The 16,164-nt window shown below is 47.1% G+C and carries 14 protein-coding genes; 4 read left to right on the top strand and 10 right to left on the bottom strand.

The genetic code is table 11. The features are described 5' to 3' along the window. The first annotated feature begins 76 nt into the window (after positions 1-76). From DXA36_RS11760 to DXA36_RS11750, 3 genes are all read left to right on the top strand, one after another. The gene (locus DXA36_RS11760; protein WP_182479028.1) at positions 77-1,675 is read left to right on the top strand and encodes a response regulator transcription factor; all 1,599 of its coding nucleotides are present in this window, start codon (positions 77-79) and stop codon (positions 1,673-1,675) included. Next, positions 1,672-3,405, top strand: a complete 1,734-nt coding sequence (locus DXA36_RS11755; RefSeq protein ID WP_118679368.1) for a cache domain-containing sensor histidine kinase — start codon at positions 1,672-1,674, stop codon at positions 3,403-3,405. Before DXA36_RS11760 ends, DXA36_RS11755 begins: the two co-directional genes overlap by 4 nt. A gap of 248 nt (positions 3,406-3,653) precedes the next feature. After that, positions 3,654-4,127 (top strand): methylglyoxal synthase, encoded by a 474-nt coding sequence (locus DXA36_RS11750; protein WP_330425021.1) that lies wholly within the window; start codon positions 3,654-3,656, stop codon positions 4,125-4,127. 101 nt (positions 4,128-4,228) lie between these two features. Here the strand turns inward: DXA36_RS11750 and tadA are convergent, their stop codons facing one another. After that, positions 4,229-4,720: a tRNA adenosine(34) deaminase TadA gene (gene tadA / locus DXA36_RS11745; RefSeq protein ID WP_118679366.1), complete on the bottom strand. Its 492-nt coding sequence runs from the start codon at positions 4,718-4,720 to the stop codon at positions 4,229-4,231. A 154-nt stretch (positions 4,721-4,874) separates the two neighbouring features. On the opposite strand from tadA, the gene DXA36_RS11740 reads away from it, so the two are divergent. After that, on the top strand, positions 4,875-5,570 hold the full coding sequence (locus tag DXA36_RS11740) for an anaerobic ribonucleoside-triphosphate reductase activating protein (protein WP_118679364.1): 696 nt from the start codon (positions 4,875-4,877) through the stop codon (positions 5,568-5,570). A 79-nt stretch (positions 5,571-5,649) separates the two neighbouring features. On the opposite strand, the gene DXA36_RS11735 is transcribed toward DXA36_RS11740, so the two are convergent. From DXA36_RS11735 to DXA36_RS11685, 9 genes are all read right to left on the bottom strand, one after another. Next, positions 5,650-6,777, bottom strand: coding sequence for a DUF6128 domain-containing protein (locus DXA36_RS11735; RefSeq protein WP_118679362.1), 1,128 nt, complete (start codon positions 6,775-6,777; stop codon positions 5,650-5,652). Between the two features lie 510 nt (positions 6,778-7,287). Further along, entirely contained in the window at positions 7,288-8,376 is a 1,089-nt protein-coding gene (locus DXA36_RS11725; protein WP_118679358.1) for a PucR family transcriptional regulator, read from the bottom strand. Between the two features lie 103 nt (positions 8,377-8,479). After that, positions 8,480-9,589 carry an ABC transporter ATP-binding protein gene (locus DXA36_RS11720; RefSeq protein WP_118679356.1) on the bottom strand — a complete coding sequence of 370 codons (1,110 nt, stop codon included), beginning with the start codon at positions 9,587-9,589 and terminating at the stop codon, positions 8,480-8,482. 464 nt (positions 9,590-10,053) lie between these two features. After that, on the bottom strand, positions 10,054-10,857 hold the full coding sequence (locus DXA36_RS11710; RefSeq protein ID WP_118679352.1) for a YesL family protein: 804 nt from the start codon (positions 10,855-10,857) through the stop codon (positions 10,054-10,056). Between the two features lie 176 nt (positions 10,858-11,033). Then, positions 11,034-12,011: a 2-hydroxyacid dehydrogenase gene (locus DXA36_RS11705; RefSeq protein ID WP_118679350.1), complete on the bottom strand. Its 978-nt coding sequence runs from the start codon at positions 12,009-12,011 to the stop codon at positions 11,034-11,036. Positions 12,012-12,150: 139 nt separating this feature from the next. Continuing rightward, positions 12,151-12,720, bottom strand: a complete 570-nt coding sequence (locus DXA36_RS11700) for a DUF1002 domain-containing protein (RefSeq protein WP_182479027.1) — start codon at positions 12,718-12,720, stop codon at positions 12,151-12,153. After that, positions 12,710-13,699 carry an alpha/beta fold hydrolase gene (locus DXA36_RS11695; protein WP_118679346.1) on the bottom strand — a complete coding sequence of 330 codons (990 nt, stop codon included), beginning with the start codon at positions 13,697-13,699 and terminating at the stop codon, positions 12,710-12,712. The genes DXA36_RS11700 and DXA36_RS11695 overlap by 11 nt, the downstream gene beginning before the upstream one ends. 70 nt (positions 13,700-13,769) lie before the next feature. After that, positions 13,770-15,746, bottom strand: a complete 1,977-nt coding sequence (metG, locus tag DXA36_RS11690) for a methionine--tRNA ligase (protein WP_118679344.1) — start codon at positions 15,744-15,746, stop codon at positions 13,770-13,772. A gap of 123 nt (positions 15,747-15,869) precedes the next feature. After that, positions 15,870-16,164: hypothetical protein (locus tag DXA36_RS11685; protein ID WP_207666355.1), on the bottom strand; the 295-nt coding region annotated here is incomplete at its 5' end.

Raw genomic sequence — 16,164 nt, 5'->3', positions numbered from 1 at the left:
TGAATTCCTGTAAATTATGTTATATGATGCACTTGTGAAAGTGTCTTATTCAGGGAAGAATTCAGGGGGAACAGATATGTACCGTATTTTATTGGTTGACGATGAGTGGCTGGAATTGGATACTTTAAAAAATTATATACCCTGGACGGATATGGGTTTCCAGGTTGCGGGAACGGCAGAAAACGGCAAGGCCGCCCTGCGGCTGTTAGAGGAATTGGATCTTCAGCTGGGGGATGGTACGGATGGAAGGCATTTGCCGGATGTGGTGCTGACGGATGTTAAAATGCCGGTGATGGATGGGCTTGTTTTCAGCAGAACGGTACATGAACGATATCCGGACATGCAGATTGTCTTTTTAAGCGGTTACAATGATTTTGAATATGTAAGATCGGCACTGTCAGTAGAAGCCTGCGGGTATATATTAAAGCCGCTGGATTTGGAAGAATTGAAAAAAACCATGGAAAAGGTCCGGGAGAAATGTTCCCGCACATTTCAGGAAAAGGCATCCCGCGCATTGGTGACTGCGGAAAATCTGAAAAACTGCATTGGCTTCAGTATGGGAGAGAAGGAAGCGCTTTGGGAAGATATCTGCCGTTCCTGTAATGCCATTCTTCACTGCAGCCCGGAAAACAGGACGTTTTATACAGGAATGCTTTCCATTGATGAATACCGGTTTCTGTCAGGATATGAATCCAATGGGAAAGATATCCTGAACGCCATACATATGGCAATCCGGAGGCTTACCAATAAAAGAATCCTGCCTCTGCATATCAATGACAGCAGCTATCTTTTTTTATCCGAGTCGGATCCTAAAAATGCGGCGGCGCAATTTATGGAACAAGAAGGGGAAGCGGCAAGGTGGACTACCATATGCCTGTATGAAAACAGGCAGTCCCTGGAACATCTGCCCGTTTTATGCGGAGAAATGGACCGATACCGCAGGTGGTACGTTAAGCTGTATGGATCCGGTCATATTATCGTCTGCGGCAGGCCGGAGAAGGACGCTTATATTCAGGCAGAAGGAGAACCGGCGGATTATGAAATGCTGCTTTCCTTCCTCCAGAATGGAGAAAAGGAAAAGATAAAAGAATGGCTGGATACTTTTTTTCTGAAGTGCCCTGCAGGGGATGGCGATATCAGCAGGGATGCCTTTGAGCTGACCGAGAAAATCTATTCCTCCGTGACGGCAGCGAATCCCGCTGCCGAGGAACAGATGGAGGGAAAAGCAGGATTATATGGAAGGCTTTCGGCTGCCGAGGGCCTTTCCCTGATTAAGGAAATCCTGGAGCAGTTTCTGGAGAAAACAGCGGACATTCTTGTTGGACTCTCTGGGGACAGGAGGCTGGAGGTGGTTAACCGTGTCCGGCATTTAATTGAGGAGGAATTTAACGTACCTTTGACAACAGAGTATCTGGCGGAAAAGGTTTATATGTCGCCCAATTATCTGCGTACACTGTTCAAGGATTATACAGGGGAGACGGTATTGGAGTATATGACTAGGACTCGGATTAACCGTTCGGTAGAGCTTCTGCGGGAGACAAATATGCGGGTCAATGATATTTCCAGAAAAGTGGGGTACGAAAACCCCTCCCATTACTGTGCGGTGTTCCGGAAATTTATGGGTATGACACCGAATCAGTTCAGGGACAGACTGACAGGAGGAAGAAAAAGTTGATAAACAGACTGAAGGCATTGTTTTATAATCTGCCCATGATGGGAAAGCTTCTGATATTGCTTATTCTCTGCTCCCTGCTTCCCCTTATGGTTATATCGGTTTATTCCTTTACATCGGCTAAGAACCAGCTTCTGGAGCAGGCTTATGATAATATGAACCACATGAACCAGCAGATTAATAATAATATCAGCAGCCAGTTGGACAGCTTTCATCAAATTTCAGGAATGCTCTATACAAATGCAACTTTAAAGGCTTATCTGACACGGGAGTATAATCAGGATATTGATTTTGTGGAGGCCTACAGCTATATTAACGACCTTTTTTTCGGACTGATGGCAGCAAACAGCAACGTTGATGGAATTACGGTATATGTTTTCAATAATACCATTCCTACAGACGGCGTATTCGTAAAATATTTATTTGATACAAAGGCCTCTCCGGAGTGGGTGAGAAAGCTGGATCAGAGTTATGGTAATGTGGTTTATACTGGTATTACACTGAATGACAGGAAGGAACGGGTATTTTCCCTGGCACGTATCATGAATTTCAGCAGCCTGAATTACCCTTACGGCGTACTTACCATTTCTGTGAAGGAAGATTACCTTTATTCTATGATACGGCAGGAATCGGAAGGAAAAAGCATCTATGTGGTAGACGAAAAGGGGGACATCCTTTCCACAAGGGATAAAAACCTGATATCCGGGAAGCTTTCGGAGGTCCTGGGGGTGGAGATCCCCATGGAGGATGCCGCGGGCCGGCTTGTTATGGATATTCAGGGAAAACGTTCCCTGGTGGTGTTTAACCGGATGGATCAGGGCTGGAGAACGGTATCCATAGTGCCGGTAAATGATATCCTGCGGGAGACAAGGCGGTCCGCCAGCCGGATCCTTATGATGGCTGGCTTGAGTTTTCTGCTGGCGCTGATATTGATTGTTTTCATATCAAAATATCTGACGGGGAGGATCCGGAACCTGACAGGGCAGGTTGCTCTGATAGAAAGGGAGGATTTCAGCGGGAAAATAGAAATCAAGGGAAATGATGAAATCGGACAGCTATCCCATGCTTTTAACCGGATGACGGATCAGCTGAACCGGTTGATCAATGAACTGTATAAAAAAGAGATTACCCGAAGGGATGCCGAGTTGTATGCTCTTCAAAGCCAGATTAACCCTCATTTTCTTTATAACACCCTTTCTGTGATATCTTCCCTTGCCATACGGAAAGGGGATGGGGAAATAAGCGGTATTATCAATCATCTCTCAGCTTTTTACAAAACTTCGCTGAATAAGGGAATGCGCTATATAACTGTGGGAAATGAACTGGACATTACCAGGCACTACCTGGCAATCCAGCATATGCGTTTCCGGGATCATTTCCGGGAAAGCTACGAGGTGGATGAGACCCTTTTCCCATGCAGGACGTTGAAGCTGGTCCTCCAGCCGTTTATTGAAAATGCAATCAACCATGCCGTATGTGAGCGGGAGGAGCCGCTCCATATCATAATCCGTGTTTTTTGTGAAGAAAACAGGATATGTTATGAAGTGGAGGATGACGGAGCCGGAATTGAGGAAGAGAAAATGGAGAGGCTGGTTACCGGGCAGCCGGAAGCCGGATATGGTATTTATAATGTAAATGAGAGGATACAGCTGGCTTATGGAAGGGATTATGGTGTTTCCATCCGGAGTTTTCTGGGGAAAGGGACAAAGGTAAAAATCACGATACCGTTGTAGGGGGGAAGCCGCAGGGCGTAAAAGGCCGTCTGAGCTGTTACGAAGTAGTTACTGTTCACTCAGTACTGTGCATTTACTGCACAGTACGTGAGAAAGTGATTCAAGAGTGCATAAATCCATACCGGACTTTTTTTGTCGATACCCTCTCTTGCATTTTTAGGGCGTTTCCTGTATAGTGAAAGACGTAGGCAGAAAGATAAACATACAAACGTATATGGACAGGTAGGTCCATAAAGGAGGAAACGTTTATGATGAACGAAGAGTTTCTCACTCTCACAATCGGAAAGCAGAAAAACATTGCCCTTATTGCCCACGACAGCAAAAAGCCTGAGCTTATCAGCTGGTGTGAAGAGCATAAGGATATCCTTAAAAACCATTTTCTGTGCGGCACAGGAACAACGGCAAGGATGATTACCGATAAAACCGGCCTCCCCGTAAAAGGCTATAACAGCGGCCCCCTTGGAGGTGACCAGCAGATCGGTGCCAGAATCGTAGAAGGCCGCATTGACTTTGTGATTTTCTTCTCTGATCCCTTAACTGCACAGCCCCACGACCCGGATGTGAAAGCCCTTCTCCGGATTGCCCAGGTTTATGATATCCCCATTGCCAATAACAGGGCCACGGCGGACTTCCTAATAACCAGCACTCTTATGGATCAGGAATACGACCATCCCATTGTGAATTTTAAAAGGAATATTGAACACAGGGCCAATACCCTGTAAACCAAACCGCCGTTCCCCGGATCGCAAAGGATGCAATCCGGGGAACGGCGGTTTCTGATTATCCGTAAATTCACCAGGGGCGGCTTTGCTGGGCGGATAATTTATTGTTTGGTTTTACGTGCCTTTCTTTCTTCTTTCACACGTACGCGCAGTTCTTTGAAGAACCGGGTAAGCATGTCGCTGCATTGTTGTTCCAGGATTCCTCTGGTTACTTTTACCTGGTGGTTGAAGGAGGGGTTTTCCAGGATGTTGAGTATGGATCCGGCGCAGCCGGCCTTGGGGTTCATGCAGCCAATGACAACCTCGGGGATGCGGGCCTGGACGATGGCACCGGAGCACATCTGACAGGGTTCCAGGGTTACGTAGAGGGTGCAGTCCTCCAGGCGCCAGTCGCCGATTTTTTTGCTGGCTTTGTTGATAGCGGTAATTTCGGCGTGGGCCAGGGTGTTTTTGTCAGTGTTGCGGCGGTTATAACCTCTGCCGATGATTTTATCCTGGTGGACTATGATACAGCCGATGGGGACTTCCCCGAGGGCATATGCTTTTTGGGCCTGGGTGAGGGCGGCTTTCATGTATTTTTCTTGTGGGGTCATAGGGCGTTGGTCCTTTCTTGGGTAGGGTTATTGGGGAGGACAAGGGGGCAGGGTTGTGGAGAGGCGGGGGGTGGGGTATAATGGGGAGGTAATAAAGTATCAGGGCGCCGCCCGGCTCGTTGTTAGATAAAAGTGTACCAAGAAAGAGGATAAAATGCAAATTTGTGGATTTAACAGGACTACTTTGTTGGATTTTCCGGAGCATGTGGCTTGTACGGTGTTTGCGGGAGGATGTAATTTCCGGTGTCCTTTTTGTCAGAATGGGGATTTGGTGCTTCATGGGGGGGATCTGCCTCTTATCGGTGAGGAGGAGGTTTTTGAGGTACTTCATAAGCGGGTGGGAATTTTGACGGGGGTGTGTGTGACGGGCGGAGAGCCGACGCTGCAGAAGGATCTGGATGTGTTTCTTTCGCGGGTTAAGGATTTGGGGTATTTGGTAAAGCTGGATTCGAACGGGTACCGGCCTGAGGTTCTGCAATCTCTTTTTGACAGGGGGCTTGTGGATTATTTTGCGATGGATATTAAGAATTCCCCGGAAAATTATGCAAGGACGGCAGGTGTGGAAACGCTTGATATGGGACGTATCCGGGAATCGGTGGATTTTATCCGTTCCTGCGGCGCGGCTTATGAGTTCCGCACGACGGTGGTCCGGGAGCTGCATTGCGCACAGGATTTTTTATCTGTGGGGAAATGGCTGCAGGGCTGCAGGGCTTATTTTCTGCAGTCTTATGCGGAAAGCGACGGCGTGATCTGTAAGGAGTTTTCTTCGTATACGAAGGAGGAACTGGAAGAATTCGCAGTACTCCTTAAACCGTATATTTCCAATGTTTCCCTGCGCGGAGTGGATTGATACGGGTTACCGGTTTTTCCCGTATGCAGGTTTGGCACCGCCGTGACCTCCGGCTGGAAGGTCCGCGGCGGTGCCATATTCATATCCGGACACTTTTCATATAGTAGCCGAAGCTTCCCGGCTCGGCGGGCGTCAGCTTTCCTTCAAAAGCTTCAAAGCCAAACATTTCTGCGGCCATTTTTTCCCTGTCATAGTATACGCCCGGTACTCCGAGATAATATTTTTCCTGATCCGCGGTCGTAAATTTCCCCAGGATAATATGGCGGTAATTGTAATAGCCATGGAGGAGGAAGCTGTTATGTACCATTTTCTGATATTCGGACGCCAGCACCACAAAGTCTTTGGGCGTTATGGACAGGTATTCCCTTTCATCCCCAAAGGGATGGATTGTGGTATAGATATGGCACAGCTGTTCCCATTTGTCGTCAAAGAACTCTTCCTTCATAGGATCGTTTTCCTCAGCTTTGGGCGCAGGTTCCCTTGTTTTAGCTGAGTCTGTTTTTTGTATGGCTTCCTGTTTTTCTTCCCTCTGCAGCGGTTCGTATTTTCTGTGCAGACATCTCCTGCACAGCTTTTCGGCTGATAGGGGAACCTCTTCGCACACCGGGGTCTGGGGCCTGGCCGGTGTTTCCCTGGAACACGGAGGTTCTGTCACCGGTTCTTTCTGCCAGGCGGCCTCTTCCCGTACAGGTTCTGTTTTCTCCCGGAAGGGACTTTCCTTTTCCCTATACATCTGCTGTTTCTCAGCAGGTTCTTCCGCTTCCTCTTTCTTTTCCATAGGAAACTGTTTTTCCAGCCGGAACAAGTCCTTCTCCTGCTGTATCGGCAATTTTTCCACAGAAGGAAAATTGGCGGCACATAATATTTCCCCTCTTCCCTGCCATCTTCCCACTACTTCTCTGCCTCCGAACAGACGGATGCAGATGCCGCATATTTCATCATATTTCCTACCGCCCCGGCTGGTTCCGCCCGCCGTAAATTCTCTGGTATAGGAACCTGTCCCCCTTTTCAGAAGGATTTTGTCGATGATGGCTCCTGTTTCGTCCCGCAAATCAAAGAATCCCGTGTCTGTCTCATACAGGCCCTTTATCTGCATATTCCAGGTTATGGTATCTTCCGTTTCTTCCCGTCTGAGAAATCCTGCATTTTTTATTTTATTTCCGGCTTCCATATGGTCTAAGTATATAATCTGCCTGTTATAATACAACACTTTGTCCCGTTGTCAAAACTTTATAAAACTTTCAAATGTGATATGTTTCGGTTGAATTAGCCTTGTTCTCTTTTCGAGCTTTATCATATTACTAGTTTTGACAAACTTACCCCTTTCCTTATTTTTTTTATATTTTTAGATACTTTACGCTGTAACCGGCGCAACTTTTTGTTTGGCTTTTTACTTTTTGAGCCGTACCTTCACTGTCCTTATCATCAATCAACTTGTCCTCGCCGTAATAGTCTCTTTTTATATAGTACCGACATTTTGTAACCGCCTTCAATGTTCTTGTACCAAATTCATAAAATATCCAAGTTAGTTTCATGAATTTTTATAACTGTCTTTAACTGATATAACCTCCTTTATAGTCTCTATTTTATTCAGAAGGTTTTATAAATATGAATGATATTTATACTGGAGAACCCAACAAAAAACCGGAAAAACAACTCGTACTGTTTTTCCGGTTCCTTTAAACACTATTCCTTTTCTCTGCAGATGTCCCGCATATCAATAATCAATACTTTCCAGATATTTCATATAATTAACTACCATCAGCGCAATCTTGAACGTAAGTGCATCGTCAAATACACGGATATCCAGGCCGGTGCTCTTCTGCAGCTTTTCAATCCGGTAAACCAGCGTATTTCTGTGAATAAACAGCTGTCTGGAGGTCTCCGATACATTCAGGTTATTCTCAAAGAATTTATTGATTGTAGTCAGGGTCTCTTCATCCATATCATACGGTACATTATCTCCGAAGATCTCTTCAATGAAAATCTTGCACAGGTTAACAGGCAGCTGATAAATCAGACGGCCGATACCCAGCTTCGCATAAGAGATCACACATTTCTCCGCATAGAAAATCTTTCCCACATCCATAGCCATGGTAGCTTCCTTGTAGGATTTGGATACTTCTCTTAATTCGCTGACCACCGTGCCATAGGCTACACGGACATTCATCATAGCTTCACTGTTCATCATGTCAACGATCATATCTGCTGTTTTCTCAATCGTTTCCAGATCGTCTTCTCTTTCCAGCGCTTTGATCAGAATGATATTTTTCTCATCCACCGCAGTGATATAATCACCGTTCTGGCTGGAGAAAAGGCTCTTGAGCATTTCCATGGCGCTGTTGTCTTTTTCAATCTTAGTTTCGATCAGATAGATTATTCTGGGACACTCCACTTCAATATGAAGCTTCTGCGCGCGGTTGTATATATCCACGAGAAGCAGGTTGTCCAAAAGTAAATTCTGGAAAAAGTTGTTGCGGTCAAAGCGCTCTTTATATGCCACGATTAGATTCTGAATAGAGCTTACCGCTATCTTGCCTACCATGTAGACATCATCACTGGGTCCCTGGGCTACAAGTATATATGCCGGTTCCCCATCGTCAAGAATTTTAAGAAGGTGGCGTCCTCCCACTACCTGACTGTCTGCCGGTGAAGAAGCGAAATTTTCAATTATATCCCTGGAAATATCAATCTCGTCTACCGTTGTCGCAACTTTCAGGCCTTCCACGTCAAATACCCCAAGGTCAACCTTTGTAATTGCACGTAATTCATCAATGCTGTTTTGTATTACTTGATTGGAAATCATCTCTCTTCACGTCCTTTCCTTGTTACAATTAACTATATAGCAAAATCTCCAAATATGCAAGAAAAAAGGGAAGATGCAATGCATCCTCCCCCTGTTTCTTAAATTAGTTGGTGATAACCTGCTCTGTTTCTTTGTCGAAAATATGAATCTTTTCAACGTCGAATGCAAATTTAACAGTATCGCCAGGTCTTGCAGTTGTACGGGAATCCACTCTTGCGGTAATCGGGTAATCTGCAAGGTCAAAGTACAGATAAACTTCTGCACCAAGCAATTCATAAACTTTGATAGTAGATTCAAAGGTACATTTAGCTGTTTCAATAAACATCTGGGAATCATATACGTCTTCAGGACGGATACCAAATGTAACAGTCTTTCCGGCATAACCGCCTTCGATAACCTTCTTTGATTTTGCAGGAGGCAGAGGAATGGATTTTCCGGCTACCTTCAGGGAAGCATTGTCGCCGCTTACTTCAACAACAGCATCCAGGAAGTTCATCTGAGGAGATCCCATGAACCCGGCTACGAACAGGTTCTGCGGCTTGTCATACAGATTCTGAGGAGTATCAACCTGCTGGATAACACCATCCTTCATAACTACGATTCTGGTACCCAGTGTCATAGCTTCTGTCTGGTCATGTGTTACGTAGATGATGGTGGTACCTAATCTCTGGTGCAGCTTAGCGATCTCAATACGCATCTGAACACGCAGCTTGGCATCCAGGTTGGAAAGAGGTTCGTCCATCAGGAATACCTTAGGATTACGTACGATTGCACGTCCCATAGCAACACGCTGTCTCTGACCACCGGACAGAGCCTTCGGCTTACGATCAAGGAGAGGAGTAAGGTCAAGGATCTTAGCTGCCTCTTTAACCATCTTATCAATTTCATCCTTCGGAACTTTTCTTAACTTAAGTCCGAAAGCCATGTTATCATATACGGACATATGAGGATACAGAGCGTAGTTCTGGAATACCATCGCAATATCCCTGTCCTTAGGCTCTACATCGTTAACTACTCTGTCACCGATTTTTAATTCACCGGAGGAAATGTCTTCCAGACCAGCGATCATACGAAGTGTAGTAGATTTACCACATCCGGACGGTCCTACGAAGATGATGAATTCTTTATCAGCGATTTCCAGGTTGAAGTCTTTTACTGCTTCAAATCCGTTGGGATATACTTTGCAGATGTTCTTTAAAGATAAACTTGCCATTTAATTAGCCTCCCTATGTTTTTATTTACATGTTTCCAGCCGTGTCCCCACAACTGAGCCTGAACTAAGTATAACGTAACTCCCTCCTTTTGGCTATACCACAATTCCACAAATATTTATCGTGACATTGTAAAATTTGCTAAGAAAAGGAGAATGAATTTTTAGGGCCTGTCAACTTGCTGAATTCGGCATTCTAATATTATACACTTTGACCATATTCCGCTATCCTGCGCGGTTTTCGACCCTTCCTGATCCTTTTCGCAAAGCCTTTATTCCACTTTTACGTATGTTTCGTTTCCGTAAAAAGCCACCTGGTTTTTCCCTCTGCGCTTAACGGTATAGAGTGCACAGTCCGCGGCTTTATACCGTTCTTCGAAGCTTCTTCCGTCTTTCGGGTATACCGCGGCGCCTAAGCCGGCGGGGGAATATTTTACATATTCCCCCGCCATTTCCCGTAACAGCTATTATTCCTTGTCCTTATTTCCTTCCTGTGCCGTTTCCTCCGTCTCGGCATCCTGTACCTCGGATATATTTTCCACTTCCTCTGGCCCTGTTTCCTGTGCTGCGTTCCCTTCTTCAAGAGCTCTCTGCTTCTCTTCCTGTTCCTCACGGATAAAGGAAAGCGTCTCCAGCTCGTCCGACTTTTCTTCCTCTTCTTCCGGCTCAAAACGCTTGAATATCTTTACAAAAAGCATGCTGGCCACATATGCCGGAACCGAAAAGCCAAACAGGATAACAATAGGCATTGCCTGAAGAGTCACCAGCAAAACAACTGTGGGAATCAGATTGATGATTACCAGCAGAATGGTTTTGGGCAGGTTCAGCACGCTCATCAAAAAAGCGTTTCTGATAGTATTCTTCACCGTGTTTTCAAATCTGGACAGTACGGGGAAAATATAAATCATAGTAAAAATATACACAACAGCAACCACCGTGATCAACACCATGATTACTTTGCCGAAGGACAGGGTGGAATTTCTGAGGATCATGAAGTCACCCACCAGGATAATTCCCACAAACAAGGCTATCAGCCAGATGATGGTAGCCTGCTTGAAATTTTCCTTGAAGGATTTGAAATATCCCTTCACTATGTAGCACTCTTCATTCTTGACCATCTTGACAGTCATGTAATAAAGAGCGGTCATCGCATCCCCTGCCGTAATAATCGGGATACAGCAGATCAACGTTAAAAGATTCAGAATCATTAAGTCCGCCATCTTAGACAAAAAAGTCATAAGAGGGCTGTCCAAGTTAAAAAATCTACCCATTTGTATTTCTCCCTGTACCTGTTCTATAATACGGGCATGCTTATCTGCCCGTCAACACTTATAGTAAATATCATACTACGGGATGGGTTTCAGTGCAAATAAAATAATTATTAATAATCTGTGCATCTTCGGTTACTGGTCACGGAGTAAAGAGTAACCATCTTTGTGCGTCCGGTTCATTCCACCTTATTCTGCAGAGGCATCCCGTTTTCCAGGGCATATGCGTTCTCCAGCGTTTCATGGGCTATGGCCTGCATAGCTTCCACGGTAAAAAATCCCATATGGGAGGTGATGAGCACATTGGGGAAGGTCGTCAGCCTTGCCAGGTTTTCATCCTGAATGATTTCATCGGAACAATCCTCATAAAACAGGCCTTCCTCTTCCTCATAAACATCCAGGCCCACCCCGCCGAATTTTTTGGAAAGAAGCCCTTCGATCAGCGCCTGGGTGTCTATCAGTCCGCCCCGGGAGGTATTAACGAGATATACGCCCTCCTTCATTTCGGCGATTGTCTTTTCATTGATAATATGATGGGTTTCCGGAGTAAGGGGACAGTGCAGGGAAATAAAATCCGCTTTGGCCAGCAGCTCCGAAAGTCCTACATACTGCACATCCAGATTGTGGTTCGGGTAAGGGTCATAAGCGAGTACGTTCATGCGGAACCCATGGAAAATACGTATCATAGCCTGGCCGATTTTCCCGGTTCCTATCACACCTGCAACCTTATGATAGAGATCAGTTCCCATAAGACCGTTAATATTCATATTAAAATCACGGGTTCTCCCATAAGCCTTATGGGTAAACCGGTTTACCGTAAGCAGCATGGCCATTGCAAATTCCGCCACCGCCTCAGGTGAGTAGCTGGGCACACGCAGGACCGCAATTTTTCCTTTTGCCGCCTTTACATCCACGTGATTGTAGCCTGCGCTGCGCAGAAGCAGCGCCTTCACTTTGTTTTCGCTAAGATAATCTATCATCCTGCCGTTTACCTGGTCATTGACAAAGATACAAACCGCATCGTAGCCGTTGGCAAGGAACATGGTTTCCTCGCTGAAGGGCAGCTCAATAAAATGGATTTCATACCCATAATCCTTTGCCATTGGTTCAAACCAGATACGATCGTAGGGTTTTGTACTGAAAAATGCAATGCGCATAAAAAAGGCCTTCCTTTCCCCTAAATAAATATAATATTTTTATCTAGTGTACGCAGAAGGTCTTATTTTATACTTTTATACGCAAACTTCGCAGGTGCTAAACGGCCTTCGTCCTAACGGCAGAGCGGTGTTCCCGGCATCAGGAAAACAGGCGCGTGAAAAAATTACGTATGCTGTTTCCCATATCCCGGAAGAAATCACGGATAGCGGATTTAGTCCCTTCCACTACGGCTTCCTTCACAGGCTCCACCACATTTTCCTGTATGGCGGCATCCGCACTTTTTTTAATCTGTTCTCCGTATTCTTCATACAGTTCCTGGGCTTTGGAAAGGATTTCATCGGAATCCAGCCCCAAATCATTCATCTTGCCGATCAGTGCCGTGATCTGTTCCTTCTGTTCCTCCGTCAGTGTGATCTCCAGTTCCTCCTCACACTGGCCGATAGCCTCCCGGATCTGCTCCTCTGTTTCCAATTCCCCCGCATCCAGCTTTTCTTTCATTTTTTCCAGAAGCTGCTTCTGTTCCTGCGTAAGGGTAAAGCCGGATCCGTCACTGAGGGAGAGCATCTGCGGACCGCCGGCCTCCCTCTCATGCACCAGCGCCGGCGCGGCATAAGACACGGGGTCCGGCAGCGCCGCCAGACAGACTGCCGCCAGGAAAGCCGCCGTTATTTTTACTGCTGATTTTTTAGATATACTCTTATTTTTCAATATCGTCTGCTTCCTTTTTTGCTGCGGTTTTGACCACCCATTCCCAGATATCCTTCCAGACAAGTTCCCGGTCGCTTTCATTCACAAGCTCGTGCCTGTCATTTTCATACAGCTTCAGGGACACCTGTTTCATCCCCAGCTCCCGGAAGGACCGGTATACACTTTCCACAGCCTTCCCGTAATCCCCTACCGGATCTTCGGTTCCCGCCATGAACAGGACGGGCAGCTCCTTCGGCATGTTTTCCAGCCTGCTTTTGTCATGCAGCCTGTCTATCAGTTCAAACAGGGCGGCAAAGCCGCCCAGGGTAAAGGTGAAGCCGCAAAGGGGATCCTCATTGTATTTGGCAACCTCCGCCGGATCTCTGGATAACCAGTCCATGGAAGATACGGGATGGGGGATTCTTTTATTATAGCTGCCGAAGGCCAGGGCATTTACCAGTGCACTCTTATGCTTTTCTCCCTGGAATACCGTAAGAAACTTCACCAGCTTTTTGGAAAAACCCAGCAGTCCTTTAGGCTGCATCCCGGTTCCCATGATAATGGCGCCGTCAAGCCCGGCCCCATACGAACAAAGGTAATTACGCAGGATAAAGGATCCCATGCTGTGTCCCATGATCAGATAAGGGATTCCGGGATTTTCCTCCTGCGTTTTCTTTCTCAGGCTGTGCACATCCTCCACGGCTGTGGCCGCCGGATCCTGCCGGCAGAAATAACCGTATGGATGGCTGCTTTCCCCGCCTTTTCCGGCTTCCTGGGCGCTCTCGTATATGCTTTTGCCATGCCCCAGATGATCGTTGCCGGTGACCAGAATCCCTTTCTGTGCCAGATAAACCGCAAGACGATCGTAGCGGTTGATATATTCCGCCATCCCATGGACAATCTGCAGGATACACACCGGCTTTCCGTCCGGTATCCATACCGCCCCATGGATTTTGGTAACGCCGTCACCGGAATCATAATAAAAATCCTTTTTCTTCATTGGCATCCCCTCCTTTCCCGTCTGTCCTCTCATGAGGCGGGCAGACGCCCGCCCCGCCGGCATCCGGGTATCAGCAAATCTCCGCGCCCGCCGGCATTTCCTTTTCGGGAATCACTAGGGCAAGGTTCCCTTCGGCATCCTCCGCACACAGAAGCATGCCTTCCGATACAATACCGGCCAGCTTCGCAGGTTTTAAGTTCACAAGTACCATCACCTTCTTACCCACCATCTCTTCCGCGCTGTAATGGGCTTTGATGCCGGATACGATTTGTTTTACCTGGCTTCCCACACGCACCTGGGAGCAGAGCAGCTTCTTGGATTTTTTAACCTCCTCGCAGGCAATGATTTCTCCTACCTGGAACTGCAGCTGCGCAAAATCATCATAGGTGATTTCCGGCTTCTGCGGGATATCAATAACCCCGGGCGCTGCTTCCCCTGCTTCATCCCCGGTTCCTTCTTCCGCCGCCTTCCGGGACGCAAACATAGTTTCGGCTTTCTCCACCACTTCTTTGGCATCCAGCCTCGCAAACAGGATTTCCGGCTTGTCGGTCACCTTATTGCCTCCGGGAAAATGACCGAATGAAGTGCATTCTTCAAAAGCGGGAAGCGTCGTCTGCAGCTGTGCGGCTATTTTGGCTGAGGTTTCAGGCATAAAGGGTTCCAGAAGGGAAGCGCCGATTGTAATGCCCTCCACCAGATTATACAGAACCGTGGACAGGCGATCCTTCTTTGCCTCATCCTTTGCCAGCACCCAGGGTTGTGTTTCATCAATATATTTGTTGCAGCGCTTGAACAGGGAGAAAATCTCTGTCATGGCATCCGCCACACGCAGATCTTCCATTTTCGCACATACCTTTGTATAGGTCCCGGTTACGACAGCCTTGAGATCCGCGTCTACATCCTCCGCCGCTCCCTTGTCCTCCACAATGCCGTCAAAATACTTATTGCTCATGGAAATCGTACGGTTTACCAGATTTCCCAGGGTATTGGCAAGGTCGGAATTAATGCGTTCCACAATCAGTTCCCAGCTGATTACGCCGTCATTTTCAAAAGGCATTTCATGCAGTACGAAATAGCGCACTGCATCCACACCGAAGAAAGCAACCAGATCGTCGGCATACATCACATTCCCTTTGGATTTGCTCATTTTGCCGTCCCCCTGCAGAAGCCAGGGATGGCCGAATACCTGCTTCGGCAGCGGCTCGCCCAGCGCCATCAGGAAAATAGGCCAGTAAATGGTATGGAACCGGATAATATCCTTTCCGATCAGGTGCAGATCCGCGGGCCAGAGTTTCCTGTACTGGCCGCTGTGCTTTCCGTCCGCATCGTAGCCGATCCCGGTGATATAGTTGGTCAGCGCATCCAGCCATACATATACCACATGCCTTTCATCGAAATCCACCGGGATTCCCCATGTAAAGGAGGTCCTGGACACACACAGATCCTGAAGCCCCGGAAGAAGGAAATTGTTCATCATTTCATTTTTGCGGGATACGGGCTGGATAAACTCCGGATGCTCATTGATATGCGCAATGAGCCTGTCCGCATACTTGCTCATCTTAAAGAAATAGGCTTCTTCCTGGGCAGGCTTTACTTCCCGTCCGCAGTCGGGGCATTTCCCGTCCACCAGCTGGGACTCCGTCCAGAAGGATTCACAGGGCGTACAATAAAGGCCCTCATAATGTCCCTTATATATATCTCCCTGGTCATACAGGCGCTTGAAAATCTTCTGTACCTGTTTCACATGATCCCCATCCGTGGTACGGATAAACTTATCATACGAGGTACCCATCAGATCCCACAGCCCCTTTACTTCACCGGCTACCCTGTCCACATATTCCTGGGGGGTTACGCCGGCATCCTGGGCTTTTAATTCAATTTTCTGTCCATGCTCGTCCGTTCCGGTCTGAAAGAAAACCTCATAGCCGTCTTTTCTTTTAAACCGGGCGATGCTGTCCGCCAGAACCGCCTCATAGGTATTCCCGATATGGGGCTTGCCGGAGGTATAGGCAATGGCGGTTGTAATATAATACTTTCCTTTGCTCATTTGTCAAAATGCTCCTTTCCTGCTTTTCCCTGATTAATCCCGTTAACAAAAGCCCGCCTTCTTATTTTTAAGCTTTTGTTAAAAATAAGAAGACGAGCCTTACGCCCGTGGTACCACTTCTTTTTACCCGGTTCTCACGAACAGAGCCTTTGCAGGTACATCCGAAACAGTATCCTGCCCCTTCAATACCCTGCCGCTGTAACAGGCGGCGCCTGTCGCAGCCTTGCCCCCGGTATCCCGGCGGTTCGGTGCGCTGCTCCGAAGCCATTTTCCATCCGTATCCGCCCGCTCCCTCTCAGCCTGCGGCGGCAGCAGCCTGCTGTCCGCCCGGGGAACCTCTCTGTAAAGCTTTCCCGGATGTACTTTCTTCATCCTTGCTTTCTGTATAAACTTCAGATTATCACAATCCCCCCCGGTT

The sequence above is a fragment of the Eisenbergiella sp. OF01-20 genome, assembly GCF_003478085.1.
In the GTDB taxonomy this organism is placed as follows: domain Bacteria; phylum Bacillota; class Clostridia; order Lachnospirales; family Lachnospiraceae; genus Eisenbergiella.
Note: the sequence above shows the minus strand (reverse complement) of the source record. Positions and strands in the feature narration are given on the sequence as shown.

Coding starts and splice junctions, on each gene's coding strand:
- DXA36_RS11725 (WP_118679358.1), bottom strand. CDS start 8,376: ATGATTTCCAATCAAGTAATACAAAACAGCATTGATGAATTACGTGCA.
- DXA36_RS11750 (WP_330425021.1), top strand. CDS start 3,654: ATGATGAACGAAGAGTTTCTCACTCTCACAATCGGAAAGCAGAAAAAC.
- DXA36_RS11695 (WP_118679346.1), bottom strand. CDS start 13,699: ATGAAGAAAAAGGATTTTTATTATGATTCCGGTGACGGCGTTACCAAA.
- DXA36_RS11705 (WP_118679350.1), bottom strand. CDS start 12,011: ATGCGCATTGCATTTTTCAGTACAAAACCCTACGATCGTATCTGGTTT.
- DXA36_RS11710 (WP_118679352.1), bottom strand. CDS start 10,857: ATGGGTAGATTTTTTAACTTGGACAGCCCTCTTATGACTTTTTTGTCT.
- metG (WP_118679344.1), bottom strand. CDS start 15,746: ATGAGCAAAGGAAAGTATTATATTACAACCGCCATTGCCTATACCTCC.
- tadA (WP_118679366.1), bottom strand. CDS start 4,720: ATGACCCCACAAGAAAAATACATGAAAGCCGCCCTCACCCAGGCCCAA.
- DXA36_RS11720 (WP_118679356.1), bottom strand. CDS start 9,589: ATGGCAAGTTTATCTTTAAAGAACATCTGCAAAGTATATCCCAACGGA.
- DXA36_RS11740 (WP_118679364.1), top strand. CDS start 4,875: ATGCAAATTTGTGGATTTAACAGGACTACTTTGTTGGATTTTCCGGAG.
- DXA36_RS11760 (WP_182479028.1), top strand. CDS start 77: ATGTACCGTATTTTATTGGTTGACGATGAGTGGCTGGAATTGGATACT.